The organism is Streptomyces sp. NPDC026206 (assembly GCF_040638465.1).
GTDB lineage: Bacteria > Actinomycetota > Actinomycetes > Streptomycetales > Streptomycetaceae > Streptomyces.
In genome coordinates this window covers 142,202-165,980 of sequence record NZ_JBEZYL010000011.1, presented here as the reverse complement: position 1 = coordinate 165,980, position 23,779 = coordinate 142,202, and the positions used below count along the sequence as shown (strand labels likewise).

The window sequence follows — 23,779 nt, the reverse complement described above, 5'->3', positions numbered from 1 at the left end:
GTGCCGCAGTGACCCGTACGCCCGCTTGCGGGGCGCGCGGGTCTGCGACACACAATGAGCGCAGGGGCGGTAAAAAGGGATGAATCAAACGTAGGAGAAGGGCCGTGTCGTCCGAACCGCCGTCAGGAAAACGCCCCACTGGTCCTCCGTCAGGCCCCCTGTCGGGACGGGGCCCGGAGCCTCCCGGGCCATCAGAAGAACGCGAACCGACCCGGCCGGACCTGACGGCACAGCCGTCGGGCGGGCCGGGCCGGCCGTCCGGCCCCACGCAGCCGCCGGGCCCACCCGCCCCACCGTCGGGTGCACGCGGGACGCCGGGTGAGGGCCCGGGCCGCCGCTCACCCTGGTGGCGCTCCCGGACCGCGCTCATCGCGGGCGCCGTCGTGGTGGCCGCCGGGGTCGCGGTCTTCTTCTTCCGTCAGAGCGGCGGGGGCGGAGAAGTCTTTCTGCAGGCCGCGTCGGCCGAGGGCAAGGACCCCTTCACCCAGTCGACGGCGAAGGGCTACGGGAGCGCGGCGAGCGCCGCCCCCGCCGAGCCCAGGGGCACCGGCAGCGGCGTCCGCTCCGTCCAGGGCTCGACGCCCGGCATCTACGGCGGCACCCGCAACAACGCCAGCTGCGATGTCGAACGCCAGATCGGCTACCTGAAGCAGGACCAGGCCAAGGCCCGCGCCTTCGCGGGAGCGGCAAGCATCGGTCCGAGCGACCTGGCCACCTTCCTGCGAGGCCTGACTCCCGTCGCGCTGCGCGCCGACACCAGGGTGACCAACCACGGTTACCAGGACGGTTCCGTCACCAGCTTCCAGTCCGTCCTGCAGGCCGGCACGGCCGTGCTCGTCGACGAGCACGGCGCGCCCCGGGTGCGCTGCGCGTGCGGCAACCCGCTCGGGGCGCCGACCGCTGTGAAGGGGTCGCTGACGGCCAAGGGCGACCACTGGCCCGGCTACCGGTCGTCCGGCCTGGTCGCAATCAAACCGGCCGAATCGGACCTGGAGGCGCTCGTCCTCTACGACACCGAGAACCAGCAGTGGTTCGAGCGTCCGACCGGCAGCAAGGGCGAGGACGACCGGCTGGTGGCCCCGCCCAAGGACGGCGTGCCCACGGCCCCCTCGCAGTCGGCCTCCTCGCCGGCGAGCCAGTCGCCCTCGAAGTCGCCGTCCTCCACGGCGCCTTCTCCGAAACCCCCCGGGCCGCCCTCCCCGCCGCCGGCGTACGGAGCCCCTCCCCTGCGCCCGAACTGAGATCCGGCCGATGCGTGACCCGTCCGCCGTCCTCCGCCAGGCCGCCGTCGACCTCGACCGGCCGGGCCGACGGGCCGGGCCGCGCCGCCCGCCCGGCGGAATCCGCCGGGCGGGCCGCCCGCGCGAGCTGTGGGCGCCGCTGCTGCTGATCACGGCGGCGGTGGTCTACAACGACTGGGTGCTGGAATTCGTCCTGCCCACCGGCCTGGACGCCAGGCACTCGTACGTCAGCGAGCTCTACGCCGCCGACCAGCCCTTCCACGCGTTCTTCGGCGGCATCGAGATCGTCGCCGCGGTCCTCGTGGTCGCGGGCGCGCTGCTGGCGCGCCGCGCGGTGCCCGGCCGGCTGGCGGCGGCCGGCTGGTGGTCGCTCGTCGCCTTCGGCGCCTCCTCCGTGGCCGACGTCATCGTGCCGATGCGCTGCGCGCCCTCGGTGGAGAGCCCCTGCGAGGCCGTCAACCCCTGGCACACGACGACCAGCGCCCTGGTGCACGCCGCACTGTTCGCCTCGATGGCCCTGCTCGTCGCCGCGGCGGCCACCGGCGGCTCCCCGCGCCCGCTGCTGCGCCGCTGGGGACCGTGGGTGCTGGGCAGCGCCCTGCTGACGGCACTGGCCACGGTAGGGCCGCTGTTCGGGCGGCCGGGCTGGCACGGAATGACGCAGCGGGCCCATCTGCTGCTCGTCGGCGTGTGGTTCGTCCTGCTCGCGGCGGTGCTGCGCGCGGCCGCCCGGCGCGTGCGGCCCCCGGACGAAGCGGAGCCGGCCCGGGCATCCCCGTGAAGCCCCTCCACGGCACGGGCGGTGAGCGGTACGTTTCGCGCGAGCGCACGTGACCGCGTCGCTCCGCCCCCACAGCGACCGGGCCCGGGCGGCCCGAACTCCCCGGAGGTCAAGGGTTGAAGGAGCATGGCGGGACGCCTGCCGGAGCCCCGGCCGCCGTGGGCAGCCTGACCGAGGGCTTCGCGGCCGCGGTACGTGCCTTTCCCACGCGGGTCGCGGTACGCGACGGGTCGCGATCGGTGACCTACCGGGAACTGGACGCGCGGGCGCGGGCGCTGTCGGCCGCGCTCCGGTGCCGCGGAGCGCAACCGGGCCGGCCCGTGGGGATCCTGCTGGAGCGGTCGGCGGACATGGTGGCGTCGGCGCTGGCCGTGCTGCGGACGGGGGCGCCGTACGTGCCGCTGGACCCGGCGTCGCCCCGGGCGCGGCTCGAGCTCATCCTGGAGCACGCCGCGCCGCCGGTGGTCATCACCACGCGGGACACGGGGCGGCTGCCGGGCGGGCCCACGGTGATACGGACGGACGCCGAAGTGCCGCCCGTCCCGCAGCGGCCGGAGCCGGCGGCCGCCGTCGGGCGGGAGGCCCCCGCGTACCTCCTCTTCCCTCCCGGCACCACCGGCCGGCCCCGGCGGGTGCAGGTCTCGCACGGCAGTGTCCTGCGCCTGTTCGCCGAAGCCGAACGCCGCTACGGCTTCGGCAGCGAGGACATATGGGCGCTGTCCCACTCCTGCGCCCCCGACGTCTGGGCCTGGCAGATGTGGGGGGCGCTGCTGTACGGCGGTTGCGCGCTCGTCGTGCCGCAGGAGGCCGCCGAGGACCCGCGAGCCCTGCACGAGCTACTGCGCGCGGAGCGGGTGACCGTCCACCTGAGCCGGAGCCCCGCCGCCTTCGAGCGGCTGATCGCCGAGGACGCCCGCGCCGGCGACCCACTGCCGCTCAAATGCGTGGTCTTCGGCGGACAGGCCCCGCACGCCCCCGCCCTCGAACCGTGGAAGGCCGCGCACGGCGACGAATCCCCCCAGCTGATCACCCTGGCCGGGGCGGCCCGGGCGGCGGCAGGCACCGAACCGTTCGCCCTGGCCCCCGCCCGGGACCTCGAACGTCTGCCGCCGGCCGCCGGCATCGAGGACGCCTACCCGCTCAGCACCCTGCAGGCGCGCCTGCTGCCGCACGGCGCCCGCAGCGGCTCCACGGCCACCTCGTGCGACCTGTTCATGTTCCGCCTCGCGGCGCCCTACGACCACGACGCCCTGACCCGTGCGGTCTCCCGCGCCATCGCCCGGCACGACATCCTGCGGACATCCTTCCACTTCGGGGGCTACTCGCAGCCGCTGCAGCTCGTGCACCGCGGGGCCGGGGCCGAGGTGGGCGTGCGGGACCTGCGCCCACTGCCCTGGCACCGGCGCGACGCGGAACTCGCCGCCTGGCCCGGGCCGGAACGCAGCCGGCCGTACGACTGGGCAAAGCCTCCCCTGGCGCGATTCCACGCCCTCCTCGTCGAGGACGAGGAGTTCGTGTTCTGCATCGGCTTCCCTGACGCCCTGCTCGACCGGAGAAGCGAGTCGTCACTGATCACCGAGATCCTCTCCGACTTCTGGGCCCTGCGCGACGGCGGCCGGAAGCCACCCGTCCCCCGCCCGGCCCACCGCTTCGCCGACTGCGTCGCCCGGGAGCGGCAGGCGCTGGACGACCCCCTGGCCCGGGAGTTCTGGTCCCGGGAACTGGCCGGCCTGCGGCCCACGCTCCTGCCGCAGGCCGGCGGACCAGCGGCGGCGCGCGAAGGGCGGACGCTCTTCGGCGGCGTCGACATCACCCCCGGCCGGTCCGAGGCGCTCGACGCCGTCGCCCGCAAGCACGACGCCTGCCTGCGGCACGTCCTCCTCGCCGTGCACGCCCGGGCGCTGGCCGCCCTCACCGGACGCGACGAGGTGGTCCTGGCCGTCGAGTCCGACGACCGGCCGGAGGAGGGCGGCACCCGGGCGATCGGCATCCAGCTGAACGTCGTGCCCTACCGGCTGCCCGTCGGCGGCCGCGGCTGGGGCGAGCTGATCCGCGCCGTCCAGGACAAGGAACGCGAGCTGGCGGCCGCCCCTCACCTCCCCTACGCCACGGCCGGGCGCCTCGCCGGGCTGCGCGAGGTCACCGACGTCATCTTCGCCCACACGGACTTCCACGGCTTCGAGGAACTGGTGGCCGCCACGGAGCTCGAGCTGCTGGATGCCAAGACCCGGGTGCACACCGGCACCGCGCTACGGGTGGAGTTCACCAAGGACCCCTTCACCCAGCTGCTCGGCCTGGACCTGGAGGCCGACGGGCGGCGAGTGGACGGGGAGCGGCTGCGCGAGGTCGAGGACGTCTACCGCGAGACGCTCGCCTGCGTCGTGGACGCGGAGCGCGGAAGCAGCCGGCCCCCTCACTCGTCCGGCACCCGGTAGACCACCAGCGCCTCGTTCACCTTGGTCAGGCTCAGCTCCCGTGGTGCCGGCGCGACTTCGCCGTCGTAGGCCAGATGGGAACCGGCGCCGATCTCCGCGACGTGCAGCTGCCGCACCCGCGCCGTCCTCAGCACCGGCGAGTGCTTGAGGCCTCCCGTCAGGGCGGCCACGAGCAGGCGGGTGCGGGCCAGCCGGCCGCCGTGGACCATGCGGACGTCCAGGACCCCGTCCGCCAGGTCGTGCCGGCGTACCGGGGCCAGGCCCAGACCGTGGTACGTGCAGTTGCCGGCGAAGAGCATCCACAGCCGCCGCTCCCGGCCGTCGACGCGCAGTCGCACCGGCCGGGCGGTGCGCAGGATGTGGACCGCGGCCGGCAGCCCCGCCGGCCAGGTGCCGATCCGGGGCGCCCAGTGCTCACGCACCCGCACGAACTCGGGGTACGCGCCGATGCTGAAGGTGTTCAGGAAACAGCCGTTGCGGCCGAACCGCGTCACGTCGACCGCCACCGCCTCCCCGGCCTCCATCGCCCGGCAGGCGTCCGCCATGGACTCGATGCCCAGGTCGTAGGCGAAGTGGTTGAGGGTGCCGCCGGGCAGGACGGCCAGCGGCAACCCGTGCCGCATCGCGGCGGCCGCCGCCGCATTGACGGTGCCGTCCCCGCCCAGGACCCCCAGTGCGCCGCCCAGTTCCACCGCCCGGGACGCCGCCGCCTCCAGCGCGGCGGCCAGCGGCCCGGGGTGCCCGTCGGCCCCCTCGTGCCACTCGACGATCTCGGCCCGCGGCAGGGCCGACCGCAGCACCTGCGCCGGGTCCGGCCGGGCCGCTGCCGCCCGCTGCCCCGACCCGCTGTTGGCGACCACGACGAGGCCCCGGCCGTCCGGCAGCGCCGGGGCGTCCGCGCGGGGCCGGGCCGGGGGAGCGAGCTGGGAGCGGGTGGGCGCCACGCCGCGCACCGCGAAGGCCGCACCGACGCCGAGCAGCGCCCCGGCCACGACGTCACCCGGATAGTGCGCGCCGGTGTAGACGCGGGAGAAGCACACGGCCGCCGCCAGCGGCGCCAGGGCCAGGCCCCACGTGCCCTTCTCCAGCATCACGCCCGCGGCGAACGCGGCCGCCGAGGCCGAGTGCCCGGACGGGAAGGACGTGGTGAACGGCTGCCGGATCAGCCGGCGCACCACGGGCACGGCGTCCGGCAACGGCCGGCCGCGCCGCACCGACCGTTTGCCGATGGTGTTGACCGTCGCGGACGCGACGGCCAATGAGGCCACCCCGCGCAGCGCCGCGCGCCGTGCCGGCCGCCCTCCCAGGGCCGCCGCCCCGGCGGCCACCGCGAACCACAGCACCCCGTGGTCGGCGGCGTGCGACAGCCGGGGCAGGACGCGGTCGCCGCCGGGCCAGTGGCGCTCGGCGACCCGCCGGAAAACGGAGCGGTCCCATGTACTCAACGTCCTTCGCATGCGCGACGGGTACCCCGTTTGTCCTCCAGCGATGCGGGTACTCGGCGGCGGTGATGAAGCGAAACAAGCCCTCCGTGGTGGTGGTGACCGGGGCGAGCGGCGGTGTGGGCCGGGCCACGGCCCGGGCTTTCGCGGCCCGCGGCGCCTGCGTCGCCCTGCTGGCCCGCGGCCACAAGGGACTGGAGGCCGCGGCCGAGGACGTGCGACGGGCCGGCGGCGAGGCGCTGGCGCTGAGCGTGGACGTGGCCGACCACCGGGCCGTCACCGAGGCGGCGGACCGGGTGGAGGAGATCTTCGGGCCGGTGGACGTCTGGGTCAACAACGCCTTCGCCGGAGTCTTCGCGCCCTTCGTCGAGATCGAACCCGACGAGTTCCGGCGCGTCACTGAGGTCACCTACCTGGGCTATGTGTACGGCACCCACGCAGCCCTGTCCCGCATGCTCCCGCGCGACCACGGCACCATCGTCCAGGTCGGCTCGGCGCTGGCCTACCGGGGCATCCCGCTGCAGTCCGCGTACTGCGGCGCCAAGCACGCCATCCAGGGCTGGAACGAGTCCCTGCGCTGCGAGCTGCTCCACCAGCGCAGCAAGGTCCGCACCACCATGGTGCAGCTGCCCGCCCTGAACACCCCGCAGTTCGACTGGGTGCTCTGCCGGCTGCCGCGCCGGCCCCGGCCCGTGGCACCGGTCTACGAGCCCGAGCTCGCCGCCCGCGCCATCGTCCACGCCGCCGCCCACCCGCGCCGCCGCGAGTACTGGGTCGGCGGCAGCACGGTCGCCACCCTCCTCGCCAACGCCGTCGTCCCCGGCCTGCTGGACCGCTACCTCGCCCGCACGGCGTACGCCGCGCAGCAGCGCCCCGACCCCCTTCCCGACCTGCCCCCGGTGAACCTGTGGCACCCCGCCGACGGCGACGGCGGCCACGACTACGGCGCGCACGGCGACTTCGACGGGCAGGCCCACGGCCGCGGCGCGCAGCCGTGGCTCTCCGAGCATCGCAACGCCCTGGCCGCCGGCGCGGCATTCGCCGCCGCAGCGTTCGCGGCGGCCCGCATGCGGACGGACCATGGGTGCCATGACCGGTGACAAGGACCTGACCGACGCCAGGAGGCGGACGCTGCTGGCCCGGCACGGCGAGGCGCTCGAACTGTTCACCGACCGGGTGCACGCCGTCCGGTCCGGTCAGTGGGAGGCGGCCACGCCGTGCACCGACTGGAACGTGCGCGAACTGGTGAACCACCTCACCGTCGAACAGCTGTGGGTGCCGCCCCTGCTGGACGGGGCGGCCATCGAGGACGTGGGCGACGCCTTCGACGGCGACCAGCTGGGCGAGGATCCCGTGGCCGCCTGGGACGAGGCGGCCTCCGCGGCCCGCGAGGCCTTCCACGCCCGCGGCGCCCTCAGCCGGACGGTGCAGCTGTCGTACGGGACCACCGCCGCCCACGCCTACTGCACGCAGATGGTCGCCGACCTGGTCGTGCACGCCTGGGACCTCTCCCGCGCAATCGGCGCCGACGAGCACCCCTCGAAGGCCCTCGTCGACTTCACCCGGCACGAGGTCGAGCCCTACGCCGGCGGCCTCTCCGGTTCGGGCCTGTTCGCCGAACCGGTGGAGCCGCCGCCGGACGCGGACTCATGGCAGCGGCTCCTCGCCCAGCTCGGCCGCGAGCCCTGACCCGTCAGCCGCCGCTGCCCCCACGGGCCTTGCCGAACTCGTCGGTGAACGCCTCGCAGAACGCCTGCAGATCGTCCGGCTTACGGCTGGTGATCAGGGTGTTGGGGCCGCCCGTGCACACCTTGACCTGCTCGTCCACCCAGGACCCGCCCGCGTTCTGGATGTCGGTCCGCAAGCTGGGCCACGACGTCAGGGTGCGGCCGCGCAGCACATCCGCCTCCACGAGCGTCCACAGCGCGTGACAGATCGCCGCTACCGGCTTGCCCGCGCCGAAGAAGTCCCGCGCGAAGGCCACGGCCCGCTCGTCCATGCGCAGGAAATCGGGGTTGGCCACCCCGCCCGGCAGCACCAGGGCGTCGTACTCCGACGCCCCCACCTCGCCCACCACTTTGTCGACGGGAAAAGTGTCGCCCCTGTCGAGATGGTGGAACGCCTGGATCTTCCCGGACTTCGTCGACACCAGCTGCGGCGTGCCGCCGGCCTCCTCGACCGCCTTCCAGGGGGTGGTCAGCTCGATCTGCTCGACGCCCTCGGGCGCCACAAGGAACGCGACCTTCATGATGACTTCCTTTCCATGCGATTCCCGGCCTTCCTGCCGGCCTTCCGGTCCTTCCTGCGCCCGCACGCCCCGCGCACGCACCGCACGAGCTCCTCCGCGTACGGCAGCGCCACGAACGCCGCGACCCCCACGCCGATCCCGGCCAGGTAGGTGCGGGGCAGCGGAGGCCGGCGCGGAACCAGCCGCCACGCGCACGGGTCGCCCCGGCCGCCGCGCAGCAGGGAGCGGACCTGGTCGGGGTGCAGGCACATCAGCGAGGCCAGCGCGGCGAAGGGCAGGGTCTCCAGGAAGCTGTGGATGTGCTGCTCGACCGGTGTGACCTCGCGGTCGCTGCGCACCGCCGTGCGCACGTCCCACAGGGCGGTGGCCTCGTGCGCGGCCGTCGCACCCAACTGCACGCTCATCAGCAGGGGATTGACCTCGCACAGCAAGGTCAGCGCCAGGGGCACCCCGACCTCGGCCATCATCAGGGAGTGGATGACCGACTCCTTGAGACCCGACGTCTCCTCGATACGGGTGCGGCGGTGCATGGCCCAGTCGGCGATCCCGGGCAGGAACCAACCGGGCAGCACGCCGTACATCAGATACCGGGTCGTGGCGTCCTCGACATCGGTCATGCGGTCCTTGACTCCTCGGTCGTACGGACAAAGGGGGGAACGGGGTGGCTCACAGGACGCGATGGGCGGCCGCCTCCTTGTGCCGAAAGCGCATCCCGTGCCCCGGCTCCCCGGCCGCGCCCGGCCGGACCGTTCCGCCGGACGGGTCGAGGGCGCCGGTGAAATAGGCCGCCTCGATGCGCGCGTGGTCGTGGAACCACTCGATGTGCCGCAGGTTGGGCACGCAGGCCGCGACGTGGGCGTGCACGTGCGGGGCGCAGTGGGCCGAGACCTCCAGCCCGGCGCCCTGGGCGACGGCCGCGGCCCGCAGCCACCCGGTGAGACCGCCGCAGCGGGTGGCGTCCGCCTGGAGGCAGTCGACGACGGGAGCCATCCGGGCGAAGTAGGGCAGGTCGTAGCCGTACTCGCCGGCCGCGACGTCACAGGCGCACAGGTCACGGACCAGCCGCAGCCCCTCCAGGTCGTCGGAGGAGACGGGCTCCTCGAACCAGCCCACGCCCAGCTCGGCCAGTGCCTGCCCGACCCGGACCGCCTGCTTGCGGGTGTAGGCGCCGTTGGCGTCCACGTACAGGGCGGTGTCCGGGCCGATGGTCTGGCGGGCGTGGCGCACCCGGTCGAGGTCACGGGGGACGGCCCGGCCCCAGGACTCACCGATCTTGATCTTGATGCGTTCGATGCCGTGGCCGTGCACCCAGCTGTTCAGCTGGGCGGCCAGGTGCGTGTCGTGGTACGTCGTGAAGCCGCCGGAACCGTACAGCGGCACGGCGTCGGTGACCGCGCCGATCAGACGGACCAGCGGGACCTGGAGCAGCCGCGCCTTGAGGTCCCACAGGGCGATGTCCACCGCCGAGAGGGCACACCCCACCAGCCCCTGGCGCCCGGCGTTGCGCACCGCCCGGCACATCGCCTCGTTCGCGCCCGCCACATCCAGGGCGTCACGGCCGACGACCCGGTCGGCGAGGAGGCCGGTGACGGCCGTGCCCGCGCCCGCGGGCCCGTACGTCCAGCCCAGCCCGCTCTCCCGGCCGCAGCGCGCCTCGACCACCACCACGGTCGTGGAGTCCCAGCTGAGGGTGCCGTCGGCCTCCGGGGCGTCGGTGGGAATGGTGTAGGCCGACACCTCCAGCGCCTCGACGGTCCACTCGCAGGTCATGACGGCCTCCCGGAGCTCCGCGAGACCAGCCGGGCCGCGGCCCGGTCGGCCAGGGCCATGATGGTCAGCGCCGGGTTGGCACTGCCCTGGGTCGGCAGCACACTGCCGTCGGTGACGAAGAGGTTGGGGATCGCGAACGACCGCAGGTCGCCGTCCACGACGCCCTTCCCGGGCCCGGCCCCCATGCGGCAGCCGCCCACCAGGTGCGCGTAACGCTCCACCGTCATCAGCTCGGTCGCGCCCGCGGCCTTGAGGATGCGCTCCATCACCTCGCGCGCCGCCGCCAGCAGCAGCTCGTCGTTGGCGCAGTGGCCGTGGTCGAAACGGGCGACGGGCAGCCCGTGCCGGTCCTTCTCCTCCGCCAGCGTGACGCGGTTGTCGGCCTGCGGCAGGAACTCGCACAGGGCGCCCAGCGTCGCCCAGTGCACATAGTCGGTCATCCGCTGCCGCAGATCCGGGCCCCAGTGGCCCTGCGCCGCCACATGCTCGGCCCACATGATGGGCAGCGGGGAGACGGTCTGGACGGAGAAGCCGCGCCGGTAGGGCTTGGAAGGATCGCTCTCGTAGAACTCCTCGCTGCTCACCTCGGGCGGCGGGCCCTTGTACATGCGGATCTCGTCGGGGAAGCGGCCGGCGGTCTGCGGCGCGCCCTGCACCATGACATAACGGCCCACCAGGTCGTGGTCGTTGCACAGACCGTCCGGAAAACGGGCGTTGGCGGAGTTCAGCAGCAGGCGGGGCGTCTCGATGGAGTAGCCCGCGATCGCGACCGCCGCGGCCCTCTGAACGTACTCGCGCCCGCCGCGTACGTACCGCACGCCCGTCACGCGGCGCCCCTCGCGGTCGGTCTCCACGCGGGTGACCATCGCGTCGGGGCGGATCTCCGCGCCGTGCGCGATGGCATCGGGGACATGCGTGATCAAAGGCGAGGCCTTGGCGTCGACCTTGCAGCCCTGCAGGCAGAAGCCGCGGTAGATGCAGTGTGGGCGGTCGCCGAAGCGGCCGTTGGCGATGGCGACCGGGCCGACGCGCGCCTCGATGCCGAGCGCGGCGCAGCCCTCCAGCATCACCTCGCCGTTGCCGCTCACCGGATGCGGGGGATGCGGGTGTGGATGCGGGTCCCCCCAGGGCCAGAACTGGCCGGCCACCGGCAGCTCGCGCTCCAGCCGCACGTAGTAGGGCCTCAGGTCCGCGTACGACAGGGGCCAGTCGGCGCCCACGCCGTCGAGCGAGTGCGTACGGAAGTCGGAAGGGTGCAGGCGCGGCGCGTACCCGGCGAAGTGCACCATGGAACCGCCCACCCCCCGGCCGGAGTTGTTCGACCCCAGCGGCACGGGGTGGGAACCGCCCACGACCCGGGGCTCGTTCCAGTACAGGTGGTGCGAGCCCCACTCGTCGCTGACCCAGTCCTTCTCCGGGTCCCAGAACGGGCCCGCCTCCAGGCACACCACCCGCCAGCCGGCGTGCGCGAGCCGCTGGGTGAAGGTGGCGCCGCCCGCACCGCAGCCGACGACCGCCATGTCCACCTCGTCGCCGTCGTCGAAGCGCCGCATGTCCCGGCGCAGCCGCGTCACATGCGGCAGCCAGGCGGAGGCATTGCGGCGCCGCACCTCGCCCTGCGGCCGCGCCGACTCCCGCAGCGTCCGCCACCACGCCCCGCCGCTCACGGCAGCATCTCCTGGTTCGCTTCTCCGCCCGCGCGGCGCAGCGGTGCGGCTTTCGTCATTGTCTGCGGCCCAGCGGCCGCGCGTGCGCCGCGCAGCATCTCCTGGTTCGCTTCTCCGCCCGCGCGGCGCAGTGGTGCGGCTTTCGTCGTCGTCTGCGGCCCGGCGGCCGCGCGTGCGCCGCTCACCGGGGCTCCTCCCAGGGCTCGCGCACACCGCGCCCCAGCCGCAGATAGCCGCGGGGGTAGGCCGGCCCGCCGAAGCCGATCTCGTCCCAGGCGTAGGGGTGGGCGTAGTACGCCTCGCAGGCGTAGCGGGTCCACAGCGACCACACATGGGCCGCAGGCATCCCGTACCAGTCGCGCGGACCCAGGTGCAGGACGTGATGCAGCAACCGGTCCCGGTCGCCGTATCCGATCCCGGCGAAGACCCGCCCCGCGTGCCGCACCCTCGCGTCCTCGTCGAGGGCGGCCAGCGAGCGGCGCCAGGCCTCGCCGTCCTCCGGCACGTCCGCGTACCGCCAGCCGTCGCCCTGGCCGGTGGCCAGCCGCTCGTCGATCACCGACAGCACCGGGACCGGCGGATCCTTCGGCGAGCGGGCCAGCAGGTGATCCAGCAGCGCCTCCGCCGCGGCCTCCTCCGCCGGGGTGAAGAAGCTCAGCGGCGGCTGCGGCCGCGGCCCCAGCCGGGCCAGCACCACACCGGCCGTCGCGGTGTCCCAGGTGCCCGCCCGGCCCGCCGCCCCGGCGTCCTCGCCGAGCCGTGCGCCCGTCATCGCCTCACCCCCTCACCGCTCCCGTCGCAGCCCGCTCGCCAGCAGCCCCATGCCACCCACCATGCTCATCAGCAGCGGGGCGAACAGCGGAGGGCCCAGCTCGACGTTGTAGCGGGCCATGCGCCACCCCCCGGGCTTCCGGGCGATGCCGCGCACGTGCAGATACGTGCCCTGCAGGCCGTTGGCGACGATTGCCGCCGAGGCGAGCGGCAGCGCGGTGCGCGCCGCCCGCTCGCCGCAGAACCCGGCCAGGCCCGCCGCCATGCCCACCGGGCCGAGCAGCACCGGCCACCACATCACGCGGTTGCCGAACCCGGCCCGGTCGTGCTCCAGGAAGATCTCCGCGGCCGTCACCGCCGACCCGGCGGCCATCAGCAGCGACAGCGACCGCTGCAGCCGCCCGTGCCGCACGTCGTAACGGGCGCGCCGGGCCGGGCCGCGCCGGCCGGGGAAGCGGCGGGCCGTCACGGCTCGCGCTCCTGCGGGCCACCGGACTTCTTCTTTCCGGGCAGGAACTCCTGCACCTTGGCCTTGAAGCCCTGCCGCAACATGCCCTTGCGGTCCGCGTCACCCTTGAGGACGGCCGCGGCCGTCGCCTCGATCTGGTCCCAGTCCGCGTGCGGCGGGATCGGCGGCACCGCCGGATCGGTCACGAACTCCACCACCGCCGGACCCTTCGCGGCGAGCGCCTCCCGCCAGGCGTCCCCGACCTCGTCCGGCTTCTCCACCCGGATGCCGGTCAGACCGAGGGAGCGGGCGAACTCCGCGTAGGGGACGTCCGGCAGCTCCTGCGAGGGCAGGAACTGCGGGGAGCCGCCCATCGCGCGCATCTCCCACGTCACCTGGTTGAGGTCCCGGTTGTTCCACACGCCGACCACCAGCCGCGGGTCCTCCCACTGATGCCGGTACTTGGCCACCGTGATCAGCTCGGCCAGGCCGTTCATCTGCATCGCCCCGTCCCCCACCAGGGCCACCACCGGCCGGTCGGGGTGCGCGAACTTCGCCCCGATCGCGTACGGCACACCGCAGCCCATCGTCGCGAGCGTGCCCGACAGTGAGCCCCGCATGGTGCCGCGCATCGTGATGTGCCGCGCGTACCAGTTGGCGACCGAGCCGGAGTCGGAGGTGAGGATCGCGTCGTCGGGCAGCAACGGCGACAGCGCCGCCGCCACGTGCTCGGGGTTGACCGGCTCGGCGCTCACCGCGGCCCGCCGCCGCATCACCTCCTTCCAACGCCCCACATTGGCGATGACCTCGCTCTGCCAGCCCCGCTTGTCCTTGCGCTCCAGCAGCGGGATCAGCCGCAGCAGCGTGGCGCGCGCGTCGCCGATGAGGTTGACCTCGTACGGATACCGCAGACCGGCCATGTGCGGATCGATCTCGATCTGCACCGCCCGCGCCTTGCCGAACTCCGGCAGGAACTGCGAGTAGGGAAAGTTGGAACCGATCGTCAGCAGCGTGTCGCAGTCACGCATCAGCTCGTAGGAGGGCCGGGTGCCCAGCAGCCCGATCGAACCGGTGACGTACGGCAGCTCATCGCTGAGCACGTCCATCCCCAGCAGCGCCTTCGCCACGCCCGCACCCAGGATCTCGGCGACCTGCTCCACCTCGCCCCGGGCGCCCGCCGCGCCCTGGCCGGCCAGGATCGCCACCTTCCTCCCGGCGTTGAGGAGCTCCGCCGCGCGGCTGAGCGCGTCGTCCGAGGGCACCGACTGCCAGCCGCTGCGGTCCAGGCTGGAGGGCACCATCTTGAAGGCGTGCGTGGGCGGCGAGTAGTCCAGCTCCTGCACGTCGGCGTGGACGATGACGGCGGTCGGCGCACGGCGCCCGTAGGCGGTGCGCACGGCCCGGTCGAGCACGTTCGGCAGCTGCTCGGGCACGGTCACCGTCTCCACGAAGTCGGAGGCGACGTCCTTGAACAGCGAGTGCAGATCGACTTCCTGCTGGTACGCGCCGCCCATCGCGGAGCGGGCCGTCTGCCCCACGATCGCCAGCACCGGCACATGGTCGAGCTTGGCGTCGTAGAGGCCGTTGAGGAGATGGATCGCGCCCGGCCCGGACGTCGCCACGCACACCCCCAGCCGCCCGCTGAACTTGGCGTACCCGACGGCCTCGAACGCCGCCATCTCCTCGTGCCGCGCCTGGATGAACCGCGGCTGGTCACCGGCCCGCTGCCAGGCCGCCAGCAGCCCGTTGATGCCGTCACCCGGATACCCGAAGACCCGGTCCACGCCCCACTCGCGCAGCCGCGCCAGGATGTAGTCGGAAACCTGCTCACTCATGCGTTCTTCTCCACCTCGTCGCTCATGTAGTGGCGGCCTCACCGGACGAGCTGCGGCAGCACCTTCGTGCGGTAGAAATCGAAGAAGCCCCGCTGACCGGGGCCGATCTGATTGACGTGCACCCGGTCGAAGCCGGCCTCCGCGTAGGCGTGCAGCGCCCCGGCATGGGCGTCGGCGTCGTCCCCGCACGTCACGCTCGCGGCCACCCGCTCCCGCGTCACCAGCTCGGCGGCCTGCTCGAAGTGGGCCGGCGTGGGCAGCACCTGGTTCAGCTCGCCGGGCAGCTGCTCCACCGCCCACAGCCGGTGCGCGGTCTCCAGGGCCTCCTCGCGGTCCGGGCCCCAGCACACCTTCACCCCGCCCAGGACGGGCTTCTGCCCCCCGCCGCCCCGCCGGAAGCGGGCCACCGCCTCCGCGTCCGGCGCCATCGTCACCAGGCCGTCGCCGATCCGTGCCGCCAGCTCGGTCGCCGCCGGCCCGAACGCCGAAACGTCGATGGGCACCGGCTCGTCGGGCAGTGTGTACAGCCGGGCGTTCTCGACGGTGTAGTGCTTGCCGTGGTGGCTGACCTGGCCGCCCCCGAAGAGCAGCCGCATCACCTGAACGGCCTCCTCCAGCATCTCCAGCCGCACCGGCGCCTGCGGCCACCGGTCGCCGAGAATGTGCTCGTTGAGGGCCTCGCCGCTGCCGACCCCGAGCCGGAACCGGCCGCTCAGCAGGACGGCGCTGGTGGCCGCGGCCTGCGCTGTGACCACCGGGTTCAACCGCATGGTCGGGCAGGTCACCGCGGTCTCCACCGGCAGCGACGTGGCCTGCGAGACGGCCCCGATCACCGACCACACCAGGGGACTGTGCCCCTGCTCGCCGGTCCAGGGATGGAAGTGATCGGAGATCCACAAGGAGGTGAACCCGGCCTGTTCCGCCATCCGGGCCTGCTCGACGAGAGCCTTCGGGGAGTGCTCCTCGCAGGACAGGAAGTATCCGTATTCGGTCATCGGGTGACACCTCCTGGGCCGCGCGCGGTGTGCTGGGCGTGCGACGGGACGGGTAACCCCCGGCCGCCGCGATGAAACCTCCCCCTTCGCGGCCGCGCAGGGTGTGGCATCCCCCTCCGCCGGGCCCCATGGCCGATACTCGGGGCATTGCGGACCCGGGCCCCGCCCGGCGGGCGAGCACCCCGAAAGCGGTGCGGAGAGGGAGCGACGGTGCTGCGCAGTGCGGCCGCGGCGGCGGAAATCCTCGCGTGGTGGGCCGGCCTCACCGGCCTGTGGGCGGTGCTGATCGGGCCGGCCGACCGGCTGGACCTGGGGATCGGTGCGGCGGCCGCCCTCCTCGCGGCCCGGGCCGCCCGGGGCGCCCGCCGGGCGGCCCGGTGAACTGGTGGCTGGCGGCCGCCGCCGCGCTCGTCACCGGCGGGCTGGGCCCCAGCCTGTGGGGCGCCGCGAGCGGCACGCCCGGCCGGCGCGTGGTCTCCCAGAACATGGCGACGCTGCTGCTGTGCCTGGTGTTCCTGCTGTTGTCCCAGGGGTACGGACGGCCCTCGTACGCCGACCTCGCCCTGGTCGTCTCGGTCCTCGGGCCGGCCGGCACCCTCGTCTTCGTCCGCCTCCTCGGCGAAGAGCTCGAAAAACACCCGCCCGGCGCACGGCTGCTGACGCCGGCCGTGGCGATCGGGGCGCCCGCGACCGTCGTACCGCTGTGCGTCGCCACCGGCCCCGGCCGCGCCATGGTCAAGCTGCTCGTCATCGGCGCCCTGCTGCTGGCGGGCGCCGCCGTCACGACCAGGGCCGTGCGCCGTGCGTGACGCCCTGGACGACACCCTCGTCACCCTCGCCCTGCTGTTCGTCGCGGCGGCCGCCACCGCCGCCGTCCTCAACCGCGACCCGGCACGGCAGGCCGTCGTGCTCTCCCTGCTCGGCCTCGGCCTCGCCCTGCTCTTCACCGTGCTGCAGGCACCCGACGTGGGCCTGTCCCAGCTGGGCGTCGGCTCGGCGGTGACCCCGCTGATGATCCTGCTGACGGTGCGCAAGATCCGGCGCGGGAAGCGGCGCGAATGACCGGCCGGGCACGGCTGTGGCTGCTGGCCGCCGGGCTGGCCGCGACCGCCGCCCTGCTCGTGGCCGCCTGCCTGCGCCTTCCGGACTTCGGCGGCGCCCGGCACCCCTACGGCGACCTGGCCGTACGGACGGCCCTGGCGCAACGGACCGCGAACACCGTCTCCTCCGTCAACTTCGACCAGCGCTCGTTCGACACCCTCGGCGAGGAGAGCATCCTCTTCGCGGCCGTCCTCGGCACGGTCGTCCTCCTGCGGCAGACCCGTGACGAACGGCGCGAGGCCCCCCAGCCCGCACCGGTGGCCCCCGCACTGCGCCGCTACGGGACGATCCTGCTGCCCGTCACCCTGCTCATCGGCCTGTACGTGATCGCGCACGGCCAGCTCAGCCCGGGCGGCGGCTTCCAGGGCGGAGTGGTCGTCGCCACCGCCCTGCACCTGCTCTACATCGGCGTCGACTACCGGGCGCTGGAGCGGATCCGGCCCGTCGCCCTCTACGAGCTCGCCGACGGCGCGGGCGAGGCGGCGTACGTCGTGCTCGGCGCGGCCGGGCTGCTCGCCGGCTCGGCCTACCTCGCCAACACGCTGCCGCACGGCACCTTCAACACGATGGCCTCCGGCGGCACGGTCCCGCTGCTCAACGCCGCCGTCGGCATGGAGGTCGCCGCCGGCGTCGTCGTCCTGCTGGGCCACTTCCTCGGCCAGGCCCTCGAGATCGTGGAAGAGGAGCCGACGTGACCGTACTGCCCTACCTCGTCGCCGCCTGGATCTTCCTGATCGGCGTGTACGGCATGGCCACCAGCCGCAACCTCGTGCACGCGGTCGGCTGCCTGGCCGTGACCCAGTCCGCCACGTACGTCCTGCTGCTGGCCATCGGCTACCGCCGCGGCGGCAGCGCGCCGGTCTTCTCCGACGTCCCGGCCGGCACCCGCGTCGTCGACCCCGTCGTCCAGGCCCTCGCCCTCACCGACGTCGTCGTGGGCGCCACCGTCACCGCCCTGCTGCTCGCCCTGGTCGTCCAGGTGAACAAGCGGCACGGGACCGTCGACCCGGACGAGCTGTCCGGGCTCAGGGGCTGAGCGGCGATGGACCGGCTGCTTCCACTGATCGTGGTGGTGCCGCTGCTCGGCGCCGCGGTCCTGGTCGGCCTGGGCCGCCGGATGGTCAGGCCGGTGGCGGAGGCCGTCGCCTGCGCCTGCGCCCTCGTGCCCGCCGGGCTCTGCGCGGCCGCACTCGCCCGGGGTGCGACGGAGGTGGTGTGGGTGGGCGGCTGGCGGCCACACGCCGGCCACGGCGTCGGCATCGTCCTCGTCGGCGACCGCGTGGGTCTGGGACTCGCCACCCTGACGTCCTTGCTGATCGTGGCCGTACTGGCCTACTCCTGGCACTACTTCGAGCAGCCGCCCAGGGGCCACGCGGGCGCCTTCCCCGCCATGATCCTGCTCTTCCAGGCGGGCATGTGCGGCTTCTCGCTCACCGGCGACCTCTTCGACGCCTTCGTCTTCTTCGAGCTCATGGGCGTCATCGGCTACGCGCTGACCGGCTACCGGGTCGAGGAGGCCCGGCCGGTGCAGGGCGCCCTGGCCTTCGGCTTCGTGAACTCGCTCGGCGGCTACGCCATGCTGACCGGGATCGCCCTGCTCTACGCGCGCACGGGCGAACTGGGCATGGCGCAGATCGGCCGCGCGCTGGACGCGGCGCCCGAGCACGACGCCCTGGTCGTCGCCGCGTTCGTCCTGGTCCTGACCGGGCTGCTGGTCAAGGCGGCGGCCGTGCCCTTCCACTTCTGGCTCGCGGACGCCCACGCGGTCGCGCCCACGCCGGTCTGCATGGTGCTGTCCGGCGTCATGGTGGAGATGGGCGTGTACGGCGTCGCACGCGTCCACGCGACCGTGTTCGCCGGGCCCGGCGGCATCCCGGCGGACGACGTGCGGCGGGCGCTGCTCGTGCTGGGCGTGGCGAGCGCGCTGGCCGGGGCGGTGATGTGCTGGCAGCAGCGGCACGTCAAACGGCTCCTGGCCTTCTCCACGGTCGCCCACACCGGCCTCTTCCTCACCGGTGTCTGCCTGCTGACCCCCGAGGGTCTCGCCGGCACCTGCCTGTACGCCCTCGGGCACGCGGGCGCCAAGGCCGCTCTCTTCGCCTGCACGGGCATCCTGCTCGACCGGCACGGCAGCGTGGACGAGCGCGAACTGCACGGCCGGGGCCGTGACATGCGGGGCATCGGGCTGCTCTTCGCGCTGGGCGGCCTCGCGCTGGCGGGGCTGCCGCCGTTCGGCACGGGCCTGGGCAAGGCCCTGGTGGAGGAGCAGGCCGGCTGGCTGCCGGTGCTGTTCGTGCTCGTCTCGGCGGTGACCGGCGCCGCGGTGCTGCGGGTGGCCGCCCGGGTCTTCCTGGGCGCCGGGCGCAGCGGCCGCGAGGAGGGCGGACCGGAGACCCCGGGTGATGAGGAGGAACCGGAGACCGGCCGCCGCCTGCGTCTGCTGCCCCGCCCCATGGTCTGTGTCGCCGCGGCCCTGCTGGCCGGCTCCCTCGCGGCCGGCACGGTGCCGGGCCTGGCCCACGGCGCCGGCGTGGCCGCGGAGGCCTTCATGGACCACGCCGGGTACGCCGCCATGGTGCTCGACGGCCGCACCGGCGGCCCGTACCCGGGCCACGCGGGCCAGTGGTGGACCTGGCCGGGCGCGGCCCTCGGCCTGCTCTCCGCCACCCTGGCCGCAGCCCTCGCCACCCTGGCCGTCCACCGCCTCCTCCCCGCCGGCACCTGGACCACCCCCCTGCGCCGCCTGCACTCGGGCCACGTCGGCGACTACGTGGCCTGGACGATGGCGGGCATCGGCCTGCTGTCGGCGTTGACGTGGTGGTGACGACGAATCCAGCAGCCCCGCCGTCAGGAAGGCCCCCGCACGCCGCCGGTCGCGCACGATGCGCAGCGGCAGCAGGGTGACGGCTGCGGGCCTGCCACAGGACGAAGAGGGCCAGCAGGACGACGCCGGCGCACCTGCACCTGCTGCTCCACAGCCAGGGCCGGGGCGCTATCTGACGGACCGGCAGGGCCGTGGAACCACCGGCCGTACGGGACTGCCCTGGGGGCGCGGCGGAACAGCTGCTGGGCCCCTGTGCGTCGGCACGCCGGGCGGGGCACCGCGCTCGCACTCCGACGCCGGCACCAAGGTCCGTACGCTCGGCGCGGCACGCCCCGCGGGGGGCCCGTGAAGCTCAGCCCTCGGCTGCCGCCTACCCCTTGAGTTCAGCGTACTCACGCACCGTCGAGCGGAACGCGAAGCGCGGATGGTCCGGGAGCGGCGGGCGCGGCAACGGCGGCTGATGCGCGGTGCAACCAACCGGCTGCCCCAGTGGTCATACCGAGCATGACAAGTGCCGCAAGCAAGACGTTCGTACGCCGCCTCGGCGTACTGCTGGGGGCGGCCGGGCTGGCCGCCCCCCTGACCGTGGCGATGGGTGCGACAGCCCAGGCCGCGACGTCCGCGTGCACCGCCGGCACCGGGCCGTACCAGGCGAAGGCGGAGCGGTTCCTGGGCAGAACCGTGGACGGGAAGCAGTCGGCCGCCGACTGCCGGGCCATACGCGACTTCCAGCTCGACCACGGCATCTCCCCGGCCATCGGTTACGCCGGGCCGGTGACATGGGCCGTGATGGACCTCGTCTCCCAGCAGCGGGCGGCCGGCGACAACCCCAACGCCGCCGGCAGGTGCCCGGTGAACAAGGGCCGCATCGCCTGTGTGGACCTCACCCGGCAGCTGACCTGGATCCAGGACGGCAAGCGGCTGAAGTCCGGCCCGGTTCCCATCCGTTCGGGCCGGGACGGCTATGAGACGCGCACCGGTCTGAAGAAGATCTACTGGCGCAGCATCGACCACTGGTCGACGCTCTACGAAGTCCGCATGCCCTACAGCCAGTTCTTCGACGGCGGGCAGGCGTTCCACTCCATCGACGGCAGCGTCTGGTCGGCTCCCGGTTCTCACGGCTGCGTGAACATGCGGCGCGCCGACGCCAGGTCTTACTGGTCGCTGCTGAAGAACGGTGACGACGTGTACGTCTACGGCCGCAAGCCGGGCACCTGAGGGCCGGGCGCCTGAGGGCCGGGCGGTGCCGCACCGTAGCGGCGCTGCCGCTGCGCGTAGGCGGCCATGGCCCGCCACAGGTCGCGGCGGTCGGTGTCGGGCCAGTAGCCGTCGGTGAACAGGAGCTCGGCGTACGTGCTCTGCCAGGGCAGGAAGTTGGACGTGCGCTGCTCGCCGCCGGTGCGCCACAGGAGGTCGACGTCGGGCAGGTCGGGCAGCGGCAGATAGCGGGCCAGCTGCTGTTCGGATACCCGGGCGGGGTCCACGTGCCCCGCGACGGCGGCGCGCGCGAAGGCCCCGGCGGCCTGGGCGATCTCGCTCCGGCCACCGTAGTTGGCGCACACGGTGAGGATGAGGCCGGTGCGGTGGCTGGTGGCGTGTTCGCGTTCCAGGAGTGCTTGCACCAGATCCACGGGCAGACCGTCGGGAACGCCGGACCAGCGGGCCCGTACGTCCAGGCGCATGGGCTCGTCGTCGTGGAGGTGCTCGCGCAGCAGGGCCATGATGGCGTCGACCTCGGCGGCGGAACGGCTCCAGTTCTCCGTGGAGAAGGCGTACACCGTCAGATGCGGCAGTCCGATCTCCAGCGCCCCGTGCACGACGTCGCGCAGGGCGTCTGCTCCCGCGCGGTGCCCCGCGGTCCGGGGCAGCCCGCGGTCGTTGGCCCAGCGGCCGTTGCCGTCCATCACGATGGCCACGTGCCGCGGCAGCAGACCTGGGGCGATAGTGGGCGGACGGGCGCCGGAGGGGTGCGGTTCGGGGGGGTGCGGCGGTTCGGGAGCGAGGTGCACGCCGGGGGAGCGGCCCGTGAACCGGTGCGGCCGACCGGCCGGAGGAAACGAGGGGGCCGGCGGGAGGGGCGTCAGCCACCAGGCGACGGCCGCCCTGGCGCGGCCGAGGGCAAGAACGCGCCGACGGGCGGCGCGCGGGAGGCGGGGCCTGCGGCGCAGCAGCCGGGCACCCGCCCGCTCCACCGCGCACAGCCGCATCAGGAACACCTCGGCCGTCGTCCGGACGAACACCGAGAGCCCCGGCGCCGCGCTGAACAGCAGCTCCGGCTGGTCGAGCCAGGCGCGGCCCCGTGCGACCAGGGACCGGAGCAGGTCGTCTGCTTCCGGCGGCCAGCGGCCTGCCAGGAGGTCCTCGGCGCGCACGCCGGAGTCCGCGAGGGCCTCCGCCGGGAGTGTGACGTGCCCACGGGCGAGGTCTTCGTGGAGATCGACGAGGTCGTCCGTGAGCTGAACCCCCTGCACCCAGGTGTGATAGGCCTCCACATGGCGCGTGTGCCCGCCCAGGGGCAGCCCGAGGCGGGACAGCAGGAGGGGGATCTGGCCGAAGAAGACGCTGTTGACGGACCGGCTGTGAGCCGTCCACTCCTGCCAGGTGAGCGGGCTTCCTCTCCGGGGGGCCCGGCACTGCTCCTCGAACATCGACTTCGCCCCGCCGGGGAAGAGGTCCCAGGCGCGCACGGTGTGCACCAGGGCCCGCCGCACGGGGTCGGCGCTGTCGCCGAGGCGCAGGTCGTCGCGGTAGGCGGCGAACCAGGCCGTCACGCGGTCCGAGCGCGCGTCGGGACCGCCGGGACCGGTGTCCGCCAGGTCGTCGGCCACCCGCAGGGCGGCGGCCAGGGCCCAGGCGGCGGGGCGCGCGACGGGCGGCAGCAGGTGACCGAGCGCGTAGTAGGTGCCGCTGTCGCGTTTGAAGATGCGCCGGCACTCCTGATACCCGGCACGCAGGCGCGGGTCGTGGATGCCGGCCTTGGCGTAGACCGAGGAGAACATGACCCTCCCTGTGGGCGGGGCAGCGGACACAGTCGTGCCGGGCTAGCCCGGGTCCGGCGGCGGCACCCAGGAGAACGCAAGGCAGCCCCCGGCGATCCCCAGGGCGGTGCCCAGCAGGAGCCCGCCGATGTTGCAGGTGAGCAGCGCCAGCACGGCCAGCGCCACGGCCGCGACCCCGGCCAGGGAGTGCAGTTGGGGGAAACGCAGCAGGACGACCCCGCTCAGCAGCAGCGGCAGGCTCACCCCGAAGCCGGCGTTGGCCGCCATCCCGGGCTGCAGCACCGCGGCCGGGGCACCCAGCAGGGGCAGCACCATCAGCTCCACGCCGGCCGCGCATACAAGGACCGCGGAACCGGCCGGCCGCCGCCGGCACCAGCCCTTCGCGCGCCGGGCCAGGCCCGCGAGGAGAGGCGGAATCAGAAGCATTCGTGCTTGCCCATCAGCAGCTCCACGTCCGGATCGCTCATGCGCAGCGTCGCCCCTGCGCCCTGCCACGCGGTGACCCTGCCGTCCCGCACGACGACGCTTGTCGTGGTGGCCAGGAAGCCGCCGGTTCTTCCCTCCAGCAGTCCTCCCGCCCGGGCCAGGACATCGGTGAAGTCGACCTTCCCGCGCACCGAGTCGGCGTCGACCGCCAGCCCGGAGCCCCGCACCGGCTCCGCGCGGCCCGCCACGGCCCGCAGGGTCACCACCCCGACAGGCAGCGTCACCAGCAGACTCACGCACAGGTTCTCCAGCTCGGCCTTCTGCACGGTCGCCCGGATGACGGGATGCCGGGCACCGTCCCCGGGCTCGGTGTAGACGCCCGGCACGGCGCTGACACCGCCGGCGGTCACCCGGGCCGCCGAGACCTTGAAGGCCGAACCGGAGGCGGCCACCGAGGTGGCCAGCGCACCGCTCGCCGTGGCCGCCAGCACCGCGCCCGCGGCCAGCAGCGCGGGCGTCAGCAACAGCCAGAACCGCCCCCAACGCCGCCGCGCCCCCACCACGCCCACCCCCATGTCACGTCACCAGGCCAGCATTCCCGTGCGTACGCCCACCCATCCGCCTCAACAGGCGCATTCCGTCCAGCCCGCGCCCGCACAGCGCGCCGCGCGCTCTGCCCCGCAGGAGTCCCGGGCTCGGTTCGGGGCCGTGCGGGGCGACGGATACGGTGGGGCTCCGGGTGGACAGGCCGTCCGTCCATGGCCGGGCGCCTGTCAGGAGGCGCTTCCTTGCGATT

General features: G+C 74.2%; 25 protein-coding genes. 12 read left to right on the top strand and 13 right to left on the bottom strand.

Features of this window, described 5'->3' with window-relative positions; all coding sequences use genetic code 11:
* Window positions 1-383 precede the first annotated feature (383 nt).
* From AB0F13_RS17855 to AB0F13_RS17845, 3 genes are all read left to right on the top strand, one after another.
* Window positions 384-1,241 (top strand): DUF6777 domain-containing protein, encoded by an 858-nt coding sequence (locus AB0F13_RS17855; protein WP_362082495.1) that lies wholly within the window; start codon window positions 384-386, stop codon window positions 1,239-1,241.
* 10 nt (window positions 1,242-1,251) lie between these two features.
* On the top strand, window positions 1,252-2,022 hold the full coding sequence (locus tag AB0F13_RS17850) for a DUF998 domain-containing protein (RefSeq protein ID WP_362082492.1): 771 nt from the start codon (window positions 1,252-1,254) through the stop codon (window positions 2,020-2,022).
* A gap of 158 nt (window positions 2,023-2,180) precedes the next feature.
* Window positions 2,181-4,457, top strand: coding sequence for an AMP-binding protein (locus AB0F13_RS17845; RefSeq protein ID WP_362082489.1), 2,277 nt, complete (start codon window positions 2,181-2,183; stop codon window positions 4,455-4,457).
* Here the strand turns inward: AB0F13_RS17845 and AB0F13_RS17840 are convergent.
* Window positions 4,436-5,914: a phosphatase PAP2 family protein gene (locus AB0F13_RS17840; protein WP_362082486.1), complete on the bottom strand. Its 1,479-nt coding sequence runs from the start codon at window positions 5,912-5,914 to the stop codon at window positions 4,436-4,438. The two genes, AB0F13_RS17845 and AB0F13_RS17840, sit on opposite strands and share 22 nt — an antisense overlap.
* Window positions 5,915-5,967: 53 nt before the next feature.
* Here AB0F13_RS17840 and AB0F13_RS17835 point away from each other — a divergent pair, with 53 nt between their 5' ends.
* Window positions 5,968-6,999, top strand: coding sequence for an SDR family oxidoreductase (locus tag AB0F13_RS17835; RefSeq protein ID WP_362082483.1), 1,032 nt, complete (start codon window positions 5,968-5,970; stop codon window positions 6,997-6,999).
* Window positions 6,989-7,588: a TIGR03086 family metal-binding protein gene (locus AB0F13_RS17830; RefSeq protein ID WP_362082480.1), complete on the top strand. Its 600-nt coding sequence runs from the start codon at window positions 6,989-6,991 to the stop codon at window positions 7,586-7,588. The genes AB0F13_RS17835 and AB0F13_RS17830 overlap by 11 nt, the downstream gene beginning before the upstream one ends.
* Before the next feature lie 4 nt (window positions 7,589-7,592).
* On the opposite strand, the gene AB0F13_RS17825 is transcribed toward AB0F13_RS17830, so the two are convergent.
* The 9 genes from AB0F13_RS17825 to AB0F13_RS17785 are packed head-to-tail and all read right to left on the bottom strand — an operon-like array spanning window position 7,593 to window position 15,633.
* Entirely contained in the window at window positions 7,593-8,147 is a 555-nt protein-coding gene (locus AB0F13_RS17825) for a type 1 glutamine amidotransferase domain-containing protein (protein WP_362082477.1), read from the bottom strand.
* A complete protein-coding gene (locus tag AB0F13_RS17820) occupies window positions 8,144-8,764 on the bottom strand; it encodes a diguanylate cyclase (protein WP_362082474.1) in 621 nt (206 codons plus the stop codon). The genes AB0F13_RS17825 and AB0F13_RS17820 overlap by 4 nt, the downstream gene beginning before the upstream one ends.
* 49 nt (window positions 8,765-8,813) lie before the next feature.
* Window positions 8,814-9,917 (bottom strand): enolase C-terminal domain-like protein, encoded by a 1,104-nt coding sequence (locus AB0F13_RS17815; RefSeq protein WP_362082471.1) that lies wholly within the window; start codon window positions 9,915-9,917, stop codon window positions 8,814-8,816.
* A complete protein-coding gene (locus AB0F13_RS17810) occupies window positions 9,914-11,584 on the bottom strand; it encodes a GMC family oxidoreductase (protein ID WP_362082468.1) in 1,671 nt (556 codons plus the stop codon). The genes AB0F13_RS17815 and AB0F13_RS17810 overlap by 4 nt, the downstream gene beginning before the upstream one ends.
* Window positions 11,581-11,769 (bottom strand): hypothetical protein, encoded by a 189-nt coding sequence (locus AB0F13_RS17805; protein WP_362082465.1) that lies wholly within the window; start codon window positions 11,767-11,769, stop codon window positions 11,581-11,583. Before AB0F13_RS17805 ends, AB0F13_RS17810 begins: the two co-directional genes overlap by 4 nt.
* On the bottom strand, window positions 11,766-12,356 hold the full coding sequence (locus AB0F13_RS17800; protein WP_362082463.1) for a gluconate 2-dehydrogenase subunit 3 family protein: 591 nt from the start codon (window positions 12,354-12,356) through the stop codon (window positions 11,766-11,768). The genes AB0F13_RS17805 and AB0F13_RS17800 overlap by 4 nt, the downstream gene beginning before the upstream one ends.
* Before the next feature lie 12 nt (window positions 12,357-12,368).
* Window positions 12,369-12,824, bottom strand: coding sequence for a hypothetical protein (locus AB0F13_RS17795; RefSeq protein WP_362082460.1), 456 nt, complete (start codon window positions 12,822-12,824; stop codon window positions 12,369-12,371).
* The gene (locus AB0F13_RS17790; protein WP_362082457.1) at window positions 12,821-14,638 is read right to left on the bottom strand and encodes a thiamine pyrophosphate-requiring protein; all 1,818 of its coding nucleotides are present in this window, start codon (window positions 14,636-14,638) and stop codon (window positions 12,821-12,823) included. The genes AB0F13_RS17795 and AB0F13_RS17790 overlap by 4 nt, the downstream gene beginning before the upstream one ends.
* A 38-nt stretch (window positions 14,639-14,676) precedes the next feature.
* The gene (locus tag AB0F13_RS17785) at window positions 14,677-15,633 is read right to left on the bottom strand and encodes an LLM class F420-dependent oxidoreductase (RefSeq protein ID WP_362082454.1); all 957 of its coding nucleotides are present in this window, start codon (window positions 15,631-15,633) and stop codon (window positions 14,677-14,679) included.
* A 210-nt stretch (window positions 15,634-15,843) separates the two neighbouring features.
* Between AB0F13_RS17785 and AB0F13_RS17780 the strand changes: the two genes are divergently transcribed.
* From AB0F13_RS17780 to AB0F13_RS17750, 7 genes are all read left to right on the top strand, one after another.
* Window positions 15,844-16,014: a hypothetical protein gene (locus AB0F13_RS17780; RefSeq protein WP_362082451.1), complete on the top strand. Its 171-nt coding sequence runs from the start codon at window positions 15,844-15,846 to the stop codon at window positions 16,012-16,014.
* Window positions 16,011-16,442 carry a monovalent cation/H+ antiporter complex subunit F gene (locus tag AB0F13_RS17775; protein WP_362082448.1) on the top strand — a complete coding sequence of 144 codons (432 nt, stop codon included), beginning with the start codon at window positions 16,011-16,013 and terminating at the stop codon, window positions 16,440-16,442. Before AB0F13_RS17780 ends, AB0F13_RS17775 begins: the two co-directional genes overlap by 4 nt.
* A 4-nt stretch (window positions 16,443-16,446) precedes the next feature.
* Window positions 16,447-16,695 (top strand): DUF4040 domain-containing protein, encoded by a 249-nt coding sequence (locus tag AB0F13_RS17770; RefSeq protein WP_362082664.1) that lies wholly within the window; start codon window positions 16,447-16,449, stop codon window positions 16,693-16,695.
* Complete coding sequence (locus AB0F13_RS17765; protein ID WP_362082445.1) at window positions 16,692-17,429, top strand: MnhB domain-containing protein; 738 nt, start codon at window positions 16,692-16,694, stop codon at window positions 17,427-17,429. Before AB0F13_RS17770 ends, AB0F13_RS17765 begins: the two co-directional genes overlap by 4 nt.
* The gene (locus AB0F13_RS17760; RefSeq protein ID WP_362082442.1) at window positions 17,426-17,770 is read left to right on the top strand and encodes a sodium:proton antiporter; all 345 of its coding nucleotides are present in this window, start codon (window positions 17,426-17,428) and stop codon (window positions 17,768-17,770) included. Before AB0F13_RS17765 ends, AB0F13_RS17760 begins: the two co-directional genes overlap by 4 nt.
* A 6-nt stretch (window positions 17,771-17,776) precedes the next feature.
* The gene (locus tag AB0F13_RS17755; protein WP_362082439.1) at window positions 17,777-19,558 is read left to right on the top strand and encodes a complex I subunit 5 family protein; all 1,782 of its coding nucleotides are present in this window, start codon (window positions 17,777-17,779) and stop codon (window positions 19,556-19,558) included.
* A 504-nt stretch (window positions 19,559-20,062) separates the two neighbouring features.
* Window positions 20,063-20,776 carry a L,D-transpeptidase family protein gene (locus AB0F13_RS17750; RefSeq protein ID WP_362082436.1) on the top strand — a complete coding sequence of 238 codons (714 nt, stop codon included), beginning with the start codon at window positions 20,063-20,065 and terminating at the stop codon, window positions 20,774-20,776.
* Here AB0F13_RS17750 and uppS read toward each other — a convergent pair.
* The 3 genes from uppS to AB0F13_RS17735 are packed head-to-tail and all read right to left on the bottom strand — an operon-like array spanning window position 20,752 to window position 23,558.
* Window positions 20,752-22,557, bottom strand: a complete 1,806-nt coding sequence (uppS, locus tag AB0F13_RS17745) for a polyprenyl diphosphate synthase (protein ID WP_362082433.1) — start codon at window positions 22,555-22,557, stop codon at window positions 20,752-20,754. The two genes, AB0F13_RS17750 and uppS, sit on opposite strands and share 25 nt — an antisense overlap.
* 42 nt (window positions 22,558-22,599) lie before the next feature.
* Window positions 22,600-22,983: a DUF6114 domain-containing protein gene (locus AB0F13_RS17740; RefSeq protein ID WP_362082430.1), complete on the bottom strand. Its 384-nt coding sequence runs from the start codon at window positions 22,981-22,983 to the stop codon at window positions 22,600-22,602.
* Window positions 22,974-23,558, bottom strand: coding sequence for a DUF6230 family protein (locus AB0F13_RS17735; RefSeq protein ID WP_362082427.1), 585 nt, complete (start codon window positions 23,556-23,558; stop codon window positions 22,974-22,976). The genes AB0F13_RS17740 and AB0F13_RS17735 overlap by 10 nt, the downstream gene beginning before the upstream one ends.
* Between the last annotated feature and the right edge of the window lie 221 nt (window positions 23,559-23,779).

Bases quoted from the DNA above. Each gene is read 5' to 3' on its own strand.
- AB0F13_RS17850 (WP_362082492.1), top strand. From the start codon at position 1,252: ATGCGTGACCCGTCCGCCGTCCTCCGCCAGGCCGCCGTCGACCTCGAC.
- AB0F13_RS17840 (WP_362082486.1), bottom strand. From the start codon at position 5,914: ATGCGAAGGACGTTGAGTACATGGGACCGCTCCGTTTTCCGGCGGGTC.
- AB0F13_RS17835 (WP_362082483.1), top strand. From the start codon at position 5,968: ATGAAGCGAAACAAGCCCTCCGTGGTGGTGGTGACCGGGGCGAGCGGC.
- AB0F13_RS17830 (WP_362082480.1), top strand. From the start codon at position 6,989: ATGACCGGTGACAAGGACCTGACCGACGCCAGGAGGCGGACGCTGCTG.
- AB0F13_RS17825 (WP_362082477.1), bottom strand. From the start codon at position 8,147: ATGAAGGTCGCGTTCCTTGTGGCGCCCGAGGGCGTCGAGCAGATCGAG.
- AB0F13_RS17820 (WP_362082474.1), bottom strand. From the start codon at position 8,764: ATGACCGATGTCGAGGACGCCACGACCCGGTATCTGATGTACGGCGTG.
- AB0F13_RS17815 (WP_362082471.1), bottom strand. From the start codon at position 9,917: ATGACCTGCGAGTGGACCGTCGAGGCGCTGGAGGTGTCGGCCTACACC.
- AB0F13_RS17800 (WP_362082463.1), bottom strand. From the start codon at position 12,356: ATGACGGGCGCACGGCTCGGCGAGGACGCCGGGGCGGCGGGCCGGGCG.
- AB0F13_RS17790 (WP_362082457.1), bottom strand. From the start codon at position 14,638: ATGAGTGAGCAGGTTTCCGACTACATCCTGGCGCGGCTGCGCGAGTGG.
- AB0F13_RS17785 (WP_362082454.1), bottom strand. From the start codon at position 15,633: ATGACCGAATACGGATACTTCCTGTCCTGCGAGGAGCACTCCCCGAAG.
- AB0F13_RS17765 (WP_362082445.1), top strand. From the start codon at position 16,692: ATGACCGGCCGGGCACGGCTGTGGCTGCTGGCCGCCGGGCTGGCCGCG.
- AB0F13_RS17755 (WP_362082439.1), top strand. From the start codon at position 17,777: ATGGACCGGCTGCTTCCACTGATCGTGGTGGTGCCGCTGCTCGGCGCC.
- AB0F13_RS17750 (WP_362082436.1), top strand. From the start codon at position 20,063: ATGACAAGTGCCGCAAGCAAGACGTTCGTACGCCGCCTCGGCGTACTG.
- uppS (WP_362082433.1), bottom strand. From the start codon at position 22,557: ATGTTCTCCTCGGTCTACGCCAAGGCCGGCATCCACGACCCGCGCCTG.
- AB0F13_RS17740 (WP_362082430.1), bottom strand. From the start codon at position 22,983: ATGCTTCTGATTCCGCCTCTCCTCGCGGGCCTGGCCCGGCGCGCGAAG.
- AB0F13_RS17735 (WP_362082427.1), bottom strand. From the start codon at position 23,558: ATGGGGGTGGGCGTGGTGGGGGCGCGGCGGCGTTGGGGGCGGTTCTGG.